Origin of the sequence: Dysgonomonas sp. HGC4 (assembly GCF_001261715.1) — a bacterium.
In the GTDB taxonomy this organism is placed as follows: domain Bacteria; phylum Bacteroidota; class Bacteroidia; order Bacteroidales; family Dysgonomonadaceae; genus Dysgonomonas_A.
Map to the genome: position 1 here is coordinate 12,228 of NZ_CVRU01000034.1, position 18,000 is coordinate 30,227.

Genomic DNA, 18,000 nt, shown 5'->3' on the forward strand with positions numbered 1-18,000 from the left:
ATTCTCCTTATTTTTATCAAACCTTAAATATTCACTATAAGCAATAAAGTCATGTACGGAAAATTTCAAGCATTTTTGCAAAACGAATTAAGCTCGATCGAGGAACAAGGATTATTTAAAAACGAAAGAATTATTACATCTGCTCAAAGTGCGCAGATAAAAGTACAAACAGGGCAAGAGGTTCTGAATTTTTGTGCAAACAATTATCTGGGTTTATCCGATAATCAGGAGTTAATTGATGCAGCGAAAGAGGCGTTAGATAAACGCGGATTTGGGATGTCGTCGGTTCGCTTTATCTGTGGAACTCAAGATATACACAAAGAACTGGAGCAGAAAATATCTAACTTTTTTGGAACCGAAGATTCTATTCTTTACGCAGCTTGTTTTGATGCCAATGGAGGTGTGTTTGAACCTCTGTTAGGCGAAGAGGATGCCATTATCTCTGATGCACTTAATCATGCATCCATTATAGATGGTGTACGTCTTTGTAAAGCAAAAAGATACCGATATGCCAATGCCAATATGACTGAATTGGAAGAATGTCTTAAACAATCGCAAGCACAACGTTTCCGCATAATAGTTACCGATGGCGTTTTCTCTATGGATGGTAACGTAGCCCCAATGGATAAGATTATGGAGCTGGCCAACAAATACGAAGCTTTGGTTATGATAGACGAAAGCCACTCGGCAGGAGTAGTCGGCAAAACCGGACGTGGAGTAACCGAACTATATAATTGCAAAGGCAAAGCCGATATTATAACCGGTACTTTAGGCAAAGCATTTGGTGGAGCTATTGGTGGTTTTACAACGGGTAAGAAAGAAATAATAAGTATGTTGCGTCAACGCTCACGCCCTTATTTGTTTTCTAACTCTATCCCTCCAATGATTGCAGGTGCAGGTATACGTATGTTCGAAATGATGGACGAAAGTAACGATCGTCAGGACAAACTTCATGCAAATGTCGACTATTTTGTTTCTAAAATGCAAGCCGCAGGCTTCGATATAAAACCTACACAATCTGCTATTTGCGCAGTAATGTTATACGATGCTAAACTTTCGCAACAAGTAGCTGCTAAGCTTTTGGATGAGGGTATCTATGTTACAGGCTTTTACTATCCCGTAGTACCTAAAGGCGAAGCACGTATACGAGTTCAATTATCGGCAGCACACGAAAGAGAGCATCTCGAAAAGTGTATTGCTGCATTTACTAAAGTGGGTAAAGAACTAGGCGTTATTTAAGTTTTAATACCTTTTTTAGACTTTGGTCAGTGCAGGATTAACTGTTGCTTATTACTGAGTGATACAGAATAAATACTCGACATTACTTTAATAAACTATGAAAAAAATACTTTTTACGGGTTGCGGAGGACAAATTGGTTCTGAGCTGACTCTTGCATTTCGCAAAATATACGGAAACGACAATGTGATTGCTTCCGACTTGTCTACTAAGGTTTGCCCCGATTTGTTAAATAGCGGTCCCTTTGTACAATTAGACGTGTTGGATACAAAAGCTTTGTCCGAAACAATAGATAAATACGAGGTAGATAGCATTGTTCACTTGGCAGCTATACTGTCTGCCGTGGGTGAGAAAAATCCTCAATTGGCTTGGAATGTTAATATCAATGGTACGGTAAATGTGTTTGAAGTGGCACGCGAAAAGAAAATAGAACGGGTACTTGTTCCCAGTTCCATTGCTGCTTTTGGACCCGATACGCCGCGTGTTATGACTCCTCAGAAAACTATCTTGCATCCTACTACCATGTATGGGGTAACCAAAGTTGCTCTCGAACTGCTGGGTAATTATTATAACCTCAAATACGATATGGATATCAGAGGGTTGAGGTATCCGGGCGTAATAAGCCATAAGACACAGCCGGGCGGTGGTACTACCGATTATGCGGTGGCTATTTATTTTGATGCAGTGAAAAAAGGCTCATACGAATGTTTCCTGACAGAGGATACTATGTTGCCAATGATTTATATGCCCGATTGTTTGAAGGCGACTATTGAGTTGTTTCAGGCAGATAAATCGCGTTTGCAGAATGCAACGGGATACAATCTGGCAGCATTCAGTGTAACACCTAAAGAGATGATGGAATCTATACAAAAAGTGATTCCCGATTTTAAAATATCTTATGTACCCGATTATCGTCAGGAGATAGCCGATTCGTGGCCCGATAGTATTGATGATAAGGAGGCTCGAGAGGAATGGGATTGGAAACCCGATTACGATCTGGATGCTATGACTCAGGATATTATAAAAGAAATAAGATTGAAATAAGGGCTAAAAACCTACATGTAGAAGAAAGTACACTTAAATAATAAGGTGTACTTTTCTTTTTTTTAGATTATCTCTTTTATAAGAAATTATGTTAGTATATCTTTGTTCAGATAGAATCAGTGTTGTTTGTTAATTAATCGAAGAAAAGTGAATCTTTTTTTCAGTAGTTTGTGCTTTATCCTTACGTTTTATTCGAAATTTATGAAGAATAATATTTTAAAAGCAATATTTTTTCTAGTGTTATTATTTATCATGAATAATACATTATTGGGACAGGTTACTATCGGTTCAGACAAGCTTGCCGCATCGGGAGCTTTGTTGCAACTGAAAGAATTTGACACTACTGATGCCCAGTCGGATGGACTTAGTAATACGACAAAGGGGTTGGGAATGCCTCGTGTTGAACTCAAAGCTCTTGATGGAGATTTGGGACTGAGCATGGGTGTACAAGGAGGATCGTTAGATAAAACCACCCATATAGGTTTGACAGTATATCATGTGGGCGACCTTTGTTCGCCTATCGCTGCAGGTATTTATGTGTGGAGTGGCGACAATTGGCAATATTTAGGAGGAACGGTTCCAAGAAGAGATAGAGCTTCGTTTAATGAAGCAAGCGGAATCCTTACCGATTTTGAAGGAAATCAGTACACCACTAAAGTGTTTGGTACTAAACGTTGGATGACTCAAAACTTGCGCGCCATTCGAAAACCTGATGGTACTTGCATTGACCCTGTAGATGGTGTGCGTTTCAATCCTGCAAAAAATGCAACAGTAATGCCATTGGCTCAGATTAAAGTGTTGGGAGTTATGCCCTCGGGAAATGTAACTTATACCGAGAATGGTATAGTGAAAACTATGACTAATGAGGCTTTTGTTTCTATATTTGGTTTGTTCTATACTTGGAATCAGGCAATGGTAGCTTGCCCCAAAGGGTGGCACGTAGCCTCGGTACAAGATTGGGCAGATTTAACAACAACTTTGGGAGTAACAGATCTTGGTGCCAAATTACGGGGAAATGTAGGAGCTACTTATAAAACAACTGATAGTGGAGTAGGTTACAAATGGGGATCGGCTGATCCGGCTGTTACCATTTCTGGTTTTAATATTCTTCCTGCTGGATGGGTACGTGAGGATGGACTCAATGCGGTTGCTTTTTCTACTTCTGCTTATTTGTGGACGTCTGCTCCTGCTGGAGGATATCGGTATTTAAGTTTTAGTGGTTCTACGTTATCGTCCTTTGGTAGTGGTAATTTAAATTTCCGTTTTTCGGTACGTTGTGTACAGGATTGATATTGTGTTTTTTTGTATTAATATATACTGACAAGCAATTAAGTTGTTTGCTGTCAGAGTTTTTTTCCGATAGTTAGCCTAATCTTATTATTATTTGAAGCACATGAGAAAGTATCTATTATTTTCGATATTCTTCTTACATACATTATTTATGATGTGCCCCCTTTCGGCAGGAGGTAAAAACAATTATCGATTCAGGACTTTTTCTCCTGAAGGCGGCTTTTATTATGATGGTGTAAAATCGATACAACAAGATAAAGATGGTTTTATATGGGTAGTTATGGACAACGATCTGTATCGTTTCGATGGCTATCAATATAAGCGCTATTATACCTACTTCAAAGATTTAGACATTTCTAATCGCTGGCTTTTTAATATGATAGCCGCCGATGCTTCGGGCAGATTGCTTGTTGCTACCAATAACGGATTGTACCAGTATGACAACACTTCGGATTCTTTTACGCTATTGTTGGATAAGAATGTGACGAATGTGAGTGTAGACTCTCATAATAATATCTGGGCAAGCCTATCAGGATTGATAACCGTATATGATGATGAGTCTAAAGATTGGAAGACAATAGAATATAATGGTAAGCCTCTGGCTGAAATAAGTGCTTACGATAAAGATGAATCATCGTGGTATTTAGCTTCGGCGAGAGGTAAGATTTATGAATACAATTATGCAAGTAAGAAGATTGAGACCTTGTTTTCGTTCCCGTCCTCATACATACAAACTATCCGTAAGAAAGGCGATAAGATATGGGCGCTGGTTGCCGATCAGGGACTTCTTTGCTTGGATATTCCTACAAGAAGTATAGAAAAACATTTCGATTTCTTTTATCAGCAGGATAATGAACACATTCTGTCGAAGATGTTTCATATAGATAAGAACGACCAGATATGGATAGGTACTCAGAGGGGCTTGTATATACTTGATCCTGAAACCCGAAATTATGAACTTTACTTACATTCTAAATCGGAGCCTTTTAGCTTGCCCGATAATTCGATCTGGACAATTGCAGAAGACAATCAGAGAAATATCTGGATAGGTACTTATTCGGGAGGCTTGTCTTATGTAAATCTCGATGAAAAAGTAAGTTTCAAAAGTTACCTCGTGGGTTTAGGTCAGCTAAATCATAATCTGGTAAGTGGTTTTGCCGAAGACTCTCAATATCTGTGGATAGCTACTGAGGGTGGTGGAGTAAACCGTATGGATAAGCAAACCGAAAAGTTTACTTACTATACGAAAAGCTTGGGCGAGAATAATCTCTCGTATGACAATGTGAAATCGCTGGTGATGGATTCTGATAATAATCTCTGGATTTCGATGTTTCGGGGAGGATTAGATCGTTATGATGTAGAAAGTAAGCGATTTTTTAATTTTAAGAGAGAAAAGGAAAATAAGAAAAGCCTCTTGTCGAACGACCTTCGCAAAATAGTATCCGAACCCGATTCGGGTTTGTGGATTGCCTATCAGTTGAGAAAGTTGGTTGTATCGTTCTATTCGTTCAGTGAGAAAATATTCACCCATTATTATTTCGATGAGTCTGATAGTAACGACTATATCTACGACATGTGTAAAGATTCGGTCGGAAACCTGTGGATAATCACTCATAAGAAAATATATAGGATGGATGTGGCAACTCGTGAGGTAACAATAGTACCCTTCCACGATTCGTTTTACCCCAATGCTCAAACTATCTCAGCCGATAATAACAATAATATTTGGATAGGTACAATAGGAAACGGACTTATAAAATACGATACGCAGACTTCGGTATTTAGTGTCTATGATAATATTCTGAAATTTAATGTATCCTCTATTTACAGTATTTGTGCCGATAACGATAATAACATGTGGATGGGTACCGACAATGGTTTGTTTAGGTACAGCCCCGAGGATGATAAGTTTCTGAGATTCGATAAAAAAGATGGGGTACAAGGGCAGGTGTATTATCCTTTATCATCATTCAGAAGTAAAGATGGCAGTTTGTATTTTGGAGGGTCGAATGGGTTCACTAAAGTGAATCCGAAGGAAATATCATCTAATAAATTTGAACCCAGAGTTATTATTACCGATTTTCTGGTCAACAATATATCTGTAAAGCCAAATCTGGGTGGAGATTCTAGCGAAGGGGACTTTGCTTCGTTTCCCGATGAAATAGTACTCGATTATACTCAGGTTAACTTTGGCTTTAAGTTTTCGTCCGATAATTATCTGATACCCGAAAAAAACCGTTTCAGGTTTCGCCTCAAAGGGTACGACGATCGATGGATTGAGGTAGATGCTTCGAGTCGCAGTGCCTTCTATTCGAAAGTGCCTCCCGGCAATTATACTTTTGAGGTGATGACTGCCAATAATGATGGTGTTTGGAACGAAACTCCCATTGTTATTAAAGTAAAACGATTGTCGGCTCCATGGTTGAGCTGGTGGGCATATGTTTTATACTTTCTGATTTTGGCAGGTATAGCATATGTTGTCTTGAGTTACTATAATCAGCAGAAGAAACTCCGACTGCAAATATATCTTGATGAGGTTGAAAAGAATCAAAAAGAGGAGATTCATCAATCGCAACTTCGTTTCTTTACTAATATTTCGCACGATTTCAGAACGCCGCTTTCTCTCATTCTTGCCGCTTTGGATAAATTGCGTATGGAGGGTTTGAAAGAATATTACTATCATTTGCTGAATAATAACGCACAAAGGTTATTGAATCTGGTAAATGAATTAATGGATTTCAGAACTGTAGAGAATGGGAAGATGAAACTGCATATTCAATCTGTAAACCTTACTGCATTTATCAAAGAGTTGGCTTTTGATTTTGAGGATTATGCCCGACAACGCAATATTAAATTTGATCTTTTTATCGATCCTCAGATTGTGCCAACCGTATATGCGGATAGGCAGGTGATGGAGAAAGTAATTATGAATTTGCTCAATAATGCCTTCAAATATACCAAAGATGGGGGGTGTGTACGTCTCGAAGTATATTCAACTCCTGCCAATTTCAAATCAGTATATAAAGACAGCTTTACTATTAGCAATAGTAACGGAGAGGCTAAAAACTTATATACTATTGTAGTTCGCGATTCGGGGATAGGTATTTCTAAAGATTCCATTCAAAGTGTTTTCGAACGGTTTTATAAAGTAAAGACTGTCAATTTCGATTCGCATCTGGGCACAGGCATTGGTTTGGCTTTGGTGAAAAGTTTGGTTCTGCTTCATAAAGGGACGATCAGTATTTATAGTGAACGGGAAAAGGGTACAGATATGGTTGTTAGCTTTCCGTTTGATACCGATAGCTACGAAGAGTGTGAGTTTATAACAAATGAAGCGCATGTTGATGATATACCAGCATCTCTATATATAGAAGCGGATGGAGAGCCAAACTCCGATCAGAATATAGCGAATGAGGAGGATATTCTTCTTCGTGATAAAAAGAGAATACTGGTTGTTGAGGATAATGATGATCTGCGTAAACTTATTGCCGAATCGCTGCTTCCCTACTATGACGTGGTGCAGGCCGCTGACGGGTTAATAGCTTTTAAGTTGTTGGATAATATGGAGATAGATCTGGTAGTGAGCGATATAATGATGCCTCACATGGATGGTATAACCTTGTGTAAGAAAGTAAAAGAGGATGTAAATATATCTCATATCCCTTTTGTTTTGCTGACAGCCAAAACTGGCTTGGAGAGTAAAATGGAGGGGGCAGACTCGGGTGCAGATATTTATTTCGAAAAGCCTGTCGATTTTAATTTATTGAGGCTTACAATACAGAACATACTTAAGCGTCAGCAGCAACTCAAAGAATATTATGCAAAGAATTATTTTGTGGATAGTACCGAACTGTCAACCAATCAGCAGGATAATAAATTCTTAAAGAAATTTATCGAAATACTCGATCAACATATCGATCAGCCCGAAATGGATGTCAATTATATAGCTTCGGAACTCTCTATGAGCCGTAGCAAGCTTTATACTAAAGTAAAGAGCATGACCGACAAATCGATAGTTGAGTTCATCTTAAGTTACCGTCTTCGCAAAGCAGCCCGCCTTATTGTGGAAGAGGATGTAACGATGCGTGATATTATGGAGCGGATAGGTATAGAAAGCCAATCATATTTTACACGTGCATTTAAAAAAGAATTTGGCGATACTCCTACTGCTTTTGCAGCCAAACAGAAAAAAGGCAAAAGTGAGTAAATAAAGGCTTCTGAGGGTGCTATAAACCAAATAAAGCAAAAGAAAAACGAGATAGGACAAATCGAAATACGAAAGAAGGGATACTTTTGCTATTGAGTTTTAGCTGTCAATTTATGGATAAGATAAGTTGACAGATGATAATCATTATACCTATTATTTCAGAAATTTACTATGAAAATAAACACGTTTGTCTGTTTTATAATAACCTACTTATTTATTAGCCTTAATTCTGATTGTGAAGCACAGTCAATTACCGAAATTCCGGATAAGCAGACTTTACAAACTACACTTGATAAAGTTGCCGATTGGCAAGTAAATCATTTCACTTATTCCAAAGTAGGTAGCGCCGGTTACCTGCACGATTTTGGGATAGATGCATGGACTAATGCCACGCTCTATCTGGGGTTGGCAGAATGGGCAGCAATGTCGGATGATGGCAAAAAGTATTATACATGGCTTACTCAAATAGGTGATGAGAATGATTGGCAGATACCATCTAATTTTAAAGATATGCCTAAGTACAAACTATATCATGCCGATGAGCTTTGTATAGGTCAGTTCTATTTGAATATGTATAGCGTATTCAAAAAAAAGGAAATGATGGAAGCAACCATAAACAGAGTTAACTGGATTATGAGTAATCCTCCCAATTCTATTTTAACCAATGGCAGTAAGCAGGCGTGGACATGGTGTGATGCCTTGTTTATGGCGCCGCCCGTATATGCACTATTGGCACAACTGACGGGTAATAACGATTACTTGTTGTTTATGGATAAGCAATTTAAACTCACCTACAATTATTTATACGATAAAGAAAATAAACTCTTTTTCAGAGATGACCGATTCTTCGATCAGAGAGAAAACAATGGTAAGAAGGTGTTCTGGGGAAGAGGTAACGGATGGGTTGCTGCCGGATTGGTGAATATTTTAAAAACTTTGCCTACGGACTCTAAACTAAGACCTTTTTATGAAAATCTGTTTTCTGAATTGGTAGGCTCATTGGTTGCTTTGCAATCCGATAATGGATTTTGGCACGCAAGCTTGCTTGATCCGAAAGAATACCCATCGCCCGAAACCAGTGCTACGGCTCTCATAGCCTATGCCTTGGCGTATGGTATCAATGCTGATTTGTTGAATAGAAGCGACTACCTTCCCTCGTTAGAAAAAGCGTGGAGTGCTTTAAGCTCGGCGATTTCAGAAGATGGAAAACTGGGTTGGGTACAACCTATAGGCGCTGATCCTAAGCAGGTAACCGAAGATATGACTGCGGTGTATGGAGTAGGAGCTTTTCTTTTGGCAGGAACAGAAATTTATAAGCTTGCTCAATAATAAAAAGAGATTTTTTAATCTCTTTAATGGTACGTAGATAAACAAAACGATATATACTATGAAACGATTAACCAGTTTACTATTAATCCTATCCATCGTGATGGCTACTTGGGGAAGAGACGTAAAGTCTTTTAACGATGAGTGGTCATTCAAGAAAGGACCTTTTCCAATAGACCCTGTACTCTTTCAGTCGGGTTTCGATCAACGATGGCAAGATGTAACCATTCCTCATACGTGGAATGCTACGGATATGCAGAACGATAAAAATAACTATTATGCGGGCGAAGCCTATTATAAGAAAACGTATCGTCCCGATGCTTCATTGAAGGACAAACGTCTTTTCCTTAATTTCGAAGGAGTCTCCACAGTGATGGAGTTATATGTTAATGGTGTGTTTGCAGGCAATCACAAAGGAGGCTACTCGGCTTTCACTATCGAAATATCAAAACTATTGAAGTTTGGTGAAGATAACGAACTATTGGTGAAGGTAGATAATACCTCTCGCCCCGACGTTATACCTATTAACAGTACCTTATTTGCTGTGTATGGAGGTATATATCGCCCTGTGCATCTTATTGTAACCGAGAAGGTAAATATAACTGTAACCGATTATGCATCGCCCGGTATTTATATCACACAAAAAAATGTGACTAGCAAATCGGCAGATGTAGATGTAGAAATAAAGGTAGAGAACAAGAATATTGATGCTAAAGATATCGTCTTGAAGACTACTATCTATGATATGGAGGGTAATCTGAAACTGAAAAAAGAAGCCACTGTAAATGTATTGCCTCAGGGCAGACAGTTCTTTACACAGAACTTCACTGTCATAAAACCTCGTTTGTGGCAAGGACTCGAAGACCCTTATCTGTATAAAGTAGTCACTCAGTTGGTTGCCAACGGATCGGTTATAGACGAAGTAGTGCAGCCTTTGGGATTGAGACATTTTGAGCTGAAAGCTGCTGATGGAATGTATCTCAATGGTAAAAAAGTACCCATGTATGGCGTTTGCCGCCATCAGGATTGGTGGCAGCTGGGCAGTGCATTAACTAACGAGCAGCACGATGCCGACTTGGCTATTATAAAAGAAGTAGGAGCAACTACCATTCGTTTGGCTCATTATCAGCAATCCGAATACTTCTATTCAAAATGCGATAGTATAGGTTTTATGATTTGGGCAGAAATTCCTTTTGTTAATAGAGTTTCTACCAAAGAGGCTGATAATGCCAAACAGCAACTGACCGAGCTCATCCGCCAGAATTACAATCACCCATCAATCTATACTTGGGGGTTGCACAACGAAGTATATACACCTATCAATTACACAGCCTCGTTAACAGCCGAACTTGATGATCTGGCAAAATCGGAAGATCCTTACAGATATACCGTATCGGTAAACGGATACGGAGATCCGGGGCATGGTGTGAATATGAATGCTGATATACAAGGTATCAACCGATATTTTGGGTGGTACGAAAAGAAAATTCAAGACATAGAACCTTGGATAGAGGGAATGGAGAAAAACTATCCCAACTATAAAGTAATGCTGGCCGAATATGGTACAGAAGCAAACATCTATCATCAGCAAGAGGTGGTGGGCGATGTGGGCGACTGCTGCGGATTCGACAAACGTTACAACGAAACATTTGCTACCCGCTTTCATGAGATTCAGTGGGGATATATTGCCAAGCATCCTTATTTGTTGGCTTCCTATCTGTGGAACACGTTCGACTTTGCTACGCCTGCCAGTTCGCAAGGTGGGGTTGAGGCTCGCAATATGAAGGGACTGGTAACCTTTGACCGCAATCTTAAGAAAGACCCTTTTTATTGGTATAAAGCCAATTGGAGCAAAGAGCCCGTTTTGTATATTACTCAACGAAGAGTAACCGAAAGAGAAAACAAGATAACACCCGTTACAGTTTATTCTAATATTGGTATCCCTCAACTGTTTGTAAACGGTGTTGAAGTTAAAAACTACAAGAAGGGAACTACCGATGTACATTATATTTTTGAGAATGTAGAACTCAAAGAAGGGGTGAATAATATAGATGTAAAAGCCTCAAACAAAGGGCAAACTTTCGAAGATAAGATACTATGGAATTATGCTCAAGGCGGAAATAAATCTTTGAATAAAGATAAGCCTCGGGAGAATAAAAATGAACATATAGGGTTGTAAAATATTCATTAGACAATAGTTAACAAGAAAACATTCAAAAAGTTGATTAGTAGCTATTAACTGATAAGTGTTAACAATGAAAGTATTCCTTTTTTTAAGTTAGAAATTATGAAAAAAATAGTATTTTTGGTTATTCTTTTATTGAATATTGCATTTGCACAGAGTTTTGCACAAACTAAAAGGTCGTCAATACCGCTACAACACGGGACTCATCGTTTAGGAAAGCGAACAGATGCAGAAATGCAGAAGTGGAGAGAATATGGCTTAGGTCAGTTTATCCACTGGGGAGTTTATGCTATGGCAGGCGGTCATTGGGATGGCAAGTATTATCCGGGAGCAGCCGAATGGATTCGTTCGTGGAAAGAAATGCCTAAAGATGCCTACGATAACCTTTACAAAGAGTTTAATCCAACCAGCTTCGATGCAAAAGGATGGGCTAAACAAGCTAAGGATATGGGTGCAAAGTACATGATTATTACAACTAAACATCATGATGGATTTTGTATCTGGCCAAGCAAATATACCGACTATACAATAAAAAATACCCCATATAAAAAAGATCTTCTGAGGGAGATTGTAGATGCTTACGATAAAGAAGGTATTGATGTATATCTGTACTTTTCGATTATCGACTGGCACGAAAAAGGATATAGGAGTGCAATACCCGAAACAACTGAGGAGAAGGCTGCTTACGAAGAATTTAAGCAGTTTACACGCAATCAGTTAATCGAATTATTAACCGACTATCCAACAGCAAAAGGACTTTGGTTTGATGGAACATGGGATAAGGCTTGGATAGATCAAGTAGAATTTGCCGACAATCTTGAAGAAGAAATGAGAGCAATGCGTCCCGGACTGATAATAGGGAGCCGTTTCAGAGCGGATGAAAACGGAAAGAGGCACTTCGACTCGAATGGTGATTTGATGGGAGATTATGAGCAAGGTTGGGAACGCGATCTGCCCAATTCTATTGCCGATGTAAATGGTAACGATTGGGATTGTGTGATGACTATACCCGAAAACCAATGGGGCTATCATTCGGAATGGAGAGGATATGTAAAGACTTCGTTCGATCTGATTGATATGCTTGTACGATCGGTTTCGATGGATGGTAACTTTGTCTTGAATTTCGGACCCGATGGAAAAGGAAACATAAGACCCGAAGAAACCAAGCTTGCCAAAGAAATAGGGGAGTGGATGAAAGTAAACAGCGAAGCCGTTTATGGATGCTCATATACCGATTTGAAAAAGCAGGGTTGGGGATATTTCACCAAGAAAGATAATAAAATATATCTGACTGTTTTTAATAGACCCATTAATAATATGCTGAATATAGAAATACCAAAAGGCGGGTTAAAACCAGTAAAAGCGTATTTTCTATCCGATAAAAAGGCAGTAGATATTATAAACGGAGGTCGTAACAAACAAAACAACAGTTTGTATAATATAGCTATACCTGCCAATTTTGTAACAGGACAACCTTTTGTTATTGTATTGGAGGTTGAGCAAAATAGCAACGATAAAGATACCTATCAACAGGCATTAACCTGATTGGATACGTATTTGAGTCTCTGCGATTACAATAGGTGTGAAACATAAAACTTAATTAACTATTATAATATTCAAATGATTATGAAAAACAAACTTTTCGCATTATTGCTGATAACGTGTTTTTTATTGGGTTCGACCACTGTTTCGGCTCAAATGATAAAAACCCCTGCACCCCCTCGTCCGGCTGGACAGAAAGACGTATTAAGTCTAGCAACAGCACCTATTCCTAATGTTCGAGTTGCTTTTATCGGACTAGGTATGCGTGGTCCCGGAGCTGTAAATCGTATGACACATATTCCCGGAGTTGAAGTGGTTGCTCTATGCGATGTATTGGAAAAGAATACAAAGTCGGCAAATGAAATTTTGACAAAACAAGGAAAACCTAAAGCTCTTGAGTTTTATGGTGATACTTCGGTATGGCGTAAAGTAACAGCTTTGCCTAATGTAGATCTTATTTATATTGCAACAGATTGGTTGAGTCACGCTAAGATTGGTGTACAAGCCATGAAAGATGGCAAACACGTAGCTATTGAAGTACCTTCGGCTATGACTATGGATGAGATATGGGCACTGATAAATACTTCTGAGCAAACTCGTAAACATTGTATGCAGTTAGAAAACTGTGTGTATGACTTCTTTGAACTTACATCTTTAAATATGGCTCAACAAGGCTTGTTTGGTGAAGTAATTCATGGTGAAGGAGCTTATATTCATGGTCTTCAACCATATTGGGATCAATACTGGAATAACTGGCGTATGGATTTCAACGAGAAACATCGTGGAGATGTATATCCAACTCACGGCATCGGTCCGGTTTGTCAAGTGATGAACATTCACCGTGGCGATAAAATGAACTTCTTGGTATCGGTAGACACTAAAGCTATTGGTAACCCTGCATTTATTAAAGAAAAAACAGGTAGAGAAGTGAAAGATTTCCGCAATGGAGATCATACGATGACTATGATTCGTACTGAAAACGGAAAATCAATCCAAATTCAACACAACGTAACATCGCCTCGTCCTTACAGCCGTATGTATCAATTAACTGGTACTAAAGGTTTCGCTAATAAATATCCGGTAGAAGGTTTTGCTTTGGATCAAAGCGAAATAAGTCCAGAAGTTGCAGCTAATCACGAAAACTTAAATGCTCATAGCTTTGTACCTGATGCAGTGAAAAAAGCATTGATGGAGAAATACAAACATCCTATTGCTAAAGGTATCGAAGAGCAAGCGAAAAAAGTTGGTGGACATGGTGGTATGGACTTTATCATGGATTACCGTTTGATCTATTGCCTTCAAAAAGGTCTTCCATTAGATATGGATGTGTATGACTTGGCAGAGTGGTGTTCTCTTATACCTTTAACCGAAATTTCTTTGGATAATGGTTCAGTACCCGTTGAAATTCCTGATTTCACTCGTGGTGGATGGAACAAAATCAAAGGTTTGAAATTTGCTGAATAAGGATAAAACAATCTGTTATTCTAACAATAATACAAAAAGAGACGCTAAGTAATTAGCGTCTCTTTTTTGTCTTCCTTTATAAAATGCTTTATTTTATTTCGGTGTATTGTATTATCAACATAGGATAAGGATTATTTTTGATTGATACCTCACCGTTTTTTATAAGTATATTATAATCGCCGTTTTTCCATGTTAGTCCATCTACATTCTCGGATAAACGAGCGTAGCGGTCAGAATTTTTTTCTAATGTTACTGCCTGTGGAGGATTAAGGGAATTTACTTCCTTTAAAAACATCTCATAGTCGTACGATAACACTTTATCAGTGTCATAGCAATTCCATAATGCGATAAGCTTATTACTCTTGAATACAAAAGCTCTAAGCGGATTCTCTTCGGTAGCCCAATTATAAGCAAAGTCATTCGATATCTTAACAGTCGGATTAATTTGCTCTATTGTAGCTCCAAATTTGTATCTGAATAAAGTTCTGGGTACAGTTACCACACATTTATCGCTTACTCCATCTATTGTAACGGTGATAGTAGCCGTACCTACCGATAGAGCTTTAATATCTCCGTTGTTTACGGTTGCTACTTTTTCGTTAGACGATTTCCAAACTGCTTCGGTATTGGTAGTATTCTTCGGGGTGATTTCGTAAGAAAGAGTGTAATGTGCGTCTATTATAATTTCCACCTCTTTTTTGCTCATCTTGATAGATGTAGCTTTGATGGGCAGCACTTTTATCTTTAGCTCCGAATTAAGTTGTAATTCTGCAGATTTAACAGTGATTGTTGTTTCTCCTTCATTTAAAGCCGTTAATTTTCCTTTACTGTCTACCTCAGCTACATTGGGGGCAGATGATTCCCATGTATAGGCGGGCGCAGTAATATTACTTGGTGTATGAGATACTATTAATTGGTATTCATCTCCTATATAAATGTCTTTATTAGGTTGTTCTAGCTTTAAAGCACTTACTACAGGATATATAGGATCGTCACTGCTACAGCCTATTAAAAAGAAAGGGATAATTAGTAGATAAATCAGTTTCTTCATTGTTTTTTAGGTTATAATTATTTTTGTGGAAATTTTTATCAATACTTTTTTCTAGAGAAAGAAAATTTTCTCTTGGCTACTTGGCTATGTTTTAGAAAAATAAAAGGAGTTATAATCTTATTTATAATCTTCAGGAGATATATCTAGTGTGCATAGATATTCCTTATTCTGATCATAGAATATATATTGATACGAGATATTTGCATCAGGAAATTGATCTGTGAAAATATTATTCTTAATGTTTTCAATTCTTGTTACTTTCTCTTGAGCCTTATAAGCAATACTGTCGAAAGAGGATGGTTTCATAAAATTAATTCTTTCCAGATTGTAGACTACTGTTTTTGGAAAAGAAACTTTCATTCCCGTAAAATTTTCTCTTTCGTCTATTTGCGGAAGTTGTGGAGTATATGCTTCAACTATTTCTTTAATTCCGTTATATACATATTCATCCGATTGCCTATCGGGTTTGCTGTTATACATTTCAGGAGTAACGGTTATAATCGCAATCTCGTTACCTCTCTTATCGAAATAAGCATATTGAATAATCGTATTTAGATCTGTAAGAGTTTTATAAGTACTTGGGTTTTGTTCTATATCAGAGATTAGTTGTTTTTGCTGAAACAGTGCAAACATAGGTATTTCTTCCTTTGGAAATGATTGTTCGCTAGCTAGGGTATAGTTGTAGCGTAATATTTTGTTTGGTAGAGCCTGACAACTATCGAAAGTGGTTACTTCATCGAGTTCGATAGGAGCCCCCTTATTTTCTTCTGTTGCTATTTGCTTAAGGATGAAGTTTACTTTATCTCCGCTACACTGTACGAAAAATAAGCTTACCGCTATTACTATAAGTGGCAAGTGAATCCGATTTAAGGTTGCTTTCATAAAATGATCTAGTATTTAGTCAATAAAAAATATTTGACTATATATCTTATAATTAATCAGTTAGTTGTTGTGGCATTTTCTCTTCTAAAATAGTAAATAGCTCTGATGCTTTATTTATAATCGTCAGGCGATATATCTATCGAACAGAGATACTTATTATGTTTATCAAGATATATATTTCGGATAGAAACGCCTTGCTCTGCAAAATGCTTCATATCGGGATTATCTTTTAATGATTGTACTGCTGCCGGTACTGCTGTTGTTTTAAAATAAATGCTGTCGAAGCGAGCTACATCTTCATTCAGTAGTTTACACGTATATTCGAGAGTTTTATTGTATGTACTGCAATCGATCATGCTTATACCACTTTCTTCGGTGAAAAGAGGCAATTGCTTCTTGGTCTTCTTCACTATATCCTGCAATACTTTTTGTAGATTGTCGGATGTAATGGTTGTAGGGTCGAATATTCCGGGTTTTTTAGCAGGCTTGGAGTAATCGTGTGGAGTAATTGTAATCTTACCTAATAAGTTTTTATTTTCGTCAACACAATCGTATATAAATGTGGCATGATTCTCTTTGAGAAGTGCCATTTGTGGATTGCATTGTATATTATAGAGAAGTATATCTCTCATTTGAGTTCTGAATTCTAGAGCATCTATTTTAGTAGCATCTATAAACAGGAACGTAAAATCGAATCGGAAAGTATTGTTTGGCAACGATTCGCAGCCATCGAGGCGAGTGGTCTGATCTATTTGAATCGGACAATGCTCATTTATATCATTTACAGTTTTTTCTAGCTCTTCTTGCATAATTTTTTTACATTCGACGGATCACTTATCTTAAAGACCAAATTGTGATAATCGCCTTAAAATAGGTTTTTTATATCATTAAATTCTAACGAATTGTTTTCTCCAAAACGGAAAGAGCAATACTAAAACATCATACCTGTTGCTGTATGATTGTTCTTGCTATTTTAGCCTTGCTTTTATAATGCGAATATAGATTAAAGTTAGCAATAAATAAAAAAAAACACCCTGATTCATCAGCGTGTTTTTAGTTTAACTTTTCCTATATATTATGTAGTTGGAATTTTCTGTGTTGAGATCTTCTCTTGTTGTTTGACTCTGCCTCCTTTTATCCATGTGCGACGATAATATGCTTCATCTAAGCTGCTTATTATAACGCCATTAGAGGTTGATGCGTGAATGAAACGACGGTCGCCTAAAAATACGCCTACGTGATTAACTCTTTTTCCTTTTCTGGATGATGTTCCGAAAAATACTAAATCGCCAGGTTTAAGATCGTCCTTATTTAAATCTTTTACGTCTTGTGCAGATATATCTCTACTGCTACGTTGAAGTTTTATTCCGAATACGTTTTTGTAAATGGTAGTAGTCAATCCAGAGCAGTCCATTCCTTTAGGGCTTGTTCCACCTCTGCGGTAGGGAGTTTTTAGCCATGCAACGGCTTCGCTATAAAGGGATAAGATTGTGCTGTCGTTTGGAAGGGGAAGACCAATTTTCTTTTCTATTGTACTAACTTTAGGGGCTGGCTCTTGTTGTGTCTCGTTTTTCTTATCCTTGGCGGATAGTGTAACGCAGATCAGCATGAAGCTTAATCCGGCGAGTATTGTTTTTATAGAGAAGTTTTTAAACTGCATTCGGTAATTGTTAATTTTTTAGGACAGAAACAAAAGTAAAGAATATGATCTTTTTGTGCAACCCCTAAATAGTTATTTTCTCTTAAATTGTGTCTTATTATATGTCTATTTC

At 37.8% G+C, this 18,000-nt stretch carries 12 protein-coding genes; 8 read left to right on the top strand and 4 right to left on the bottom strand.

All coding sequences use genetic code 11. The annotated features are described in order from the left end of the window. The first annotated feature begins 51 nt into the window (after positions 1-51). From kbl to HGC4_RS03650, 8 genes are all read left to right on the top strand, one after another. Entirely contained in the window at positions 52-1,239 is a 1,188-nt protein-coding gene (kbl, locus tag HGC4_RS03615; protein ID WP_050708761.1) for a glycine C-acetyltransferase, read from the top strand. 97 nt (positions 1,240-1,336) lie between these two features. Continuing rightward, the gene (locus tag HGC4_RS03620; protein ID WP_050708762.1) at positions 1,337-2,281 is read left to right on the top strand and encodes an NAD-dependent epimerase/dehydratase family protein; all 945 of its coding nucleotides are present in this window, start codon (positions 1,337-1,339) and stop codon (positions 2,279-2,281) included. Between the two features lie 252 nt (positions 2,282-2,533). Beyond that, positions 2,534-3,571 carry a fibrobacter succinogenes major paralogous domain-containing protein gene (locus tag HGC4_RS03625; protein WP_157258108.1) on the top strand — a complete coding sequence of 346 codons (1,038 nt, stop codon included), beginning with the start codon at positions 2,534-2,536 and terminating at the stop codon, positions 3,569-3,571. 103 nt (positions 3,572-3,674) lie between these two features. Continuing rightward, positions 3,675-7,778, top strand: coding sequence for a hybrid sensor histidine kinase/response regulator transcription factor (locus HGC4_RS03630; RefSeq protein ID WP_082204059.1), 4,104 nt, complete (start codon positions 3,675-3,677; stop codon positions 7,776-7,778). A 171-nt stretch (positions 7,779-7,949) separates the two neighbouring features. Beyond that, positions 7,950-9,107: a glycoside hydrolase family 88/105 protein gene (locus HGC4_RS03635; protein WP_082204060.1), complete on the top strand. Its 1,158-nt coding sequence runs from the start codon at positions 7,950-7,952 to the stop codon at positions 9,105-9,107. Between the two features lie 58 nt (positions 9,108-9,165). Further along, positions 9,166-11,283 carry a glycoside hydrolase family 2 protein gene (locus HGC4_RS03640; RefSeq protein WP_050708765.1) on the top strand — a complete coding sequence of 706 codons (2,118 nt, stop codon included), beginning with the start codon at positions 9,166-9,168 and terminating at the stop codon, positions 11,281-11,283. 108 nt (positions 11,284-11,391) lie between these two features. After that, the gene (locus HGC4_RS03645; RefSeq protein WP_050708766.1) at positions 11,392-12,834 is read left to right on the top strand and encodes an alpha-L-fucosidase; all 1,443 of its coding nucleotides are present in this window, start codon (positions 11,392-11,394) and stop codon (positions 12,832-12,834) included. Between the two features lie 81 nt (positions 12,835-12,915). Next, entirely contained in the window at positions 12,916-14,295 is a 1,380-nt protein-coding gene (locus tag HGC4_RS03650; RefSeq protein WP_082204062.1) for a Gfo/Idh/MocA family protein, read from the top strand. 88 nt (positions 14,296-14,383) lie between these two features. Here HGC4_RS03650 and HGC4_RS03655 read toward each other — a convergent pair whose 3' ends face one another. The 4 genes from HGC4_RS03655 to HGC4_RS03670 all read right to left on the bottom strand — a co-directional run bounded on the left by HGC4_RS03655 (position 14,384) and on the right by HGC4_RS03670 (position 17,888). Continuing rightward, positions 14,384-15,346, bottom strand: coding sequence for an Ig-like domain-containing protein (locus HGC4_RS03655; protein ID WP_050708767.1), 963 nt, complete (start codon positions 15,344-15,346; stop codon positions 14,384-14,386). A gap of 117 nt (positions 15,347-15,463) precedes the next feature. Further along, positions 15,464-16,228 carry a hypothetical protein gene (locus HGC4_RS03660; RefSeq protein WP_050708768.1) on the bottom strand — a complete coding sequence of 255 codons (765 nt, stop codon included), beginning with the start codon at positions 16,226-16,228 and terminating at the stop codon, positions 15,464-15,466. A gap of 110 nt (positions 16,229-16,338) precedes the next feature. Beyond that, on the bottom strand, positions 16,339-17,037 hold the full coding sequence (locus tag HGC4_RS03665) for a hypothetical protein (RefSeq protein ID WP_050708769.1): 699 nt from the start codon (positions 17,035-17,037) through the stop codon (positions 16,339-16,341). Between the two features lie 266 nt (positions 17,038-17,303). Next, entirely contained in the window at positions 17,304-17,888 is a 585-nt protein-coding gene (locus HGC4_RS03670) for a C40 family peptidase (protein WP_050708770.1), read from the bottom strand. Positions 17,889-18,000 lie beyond the last annotated feature (112 nt).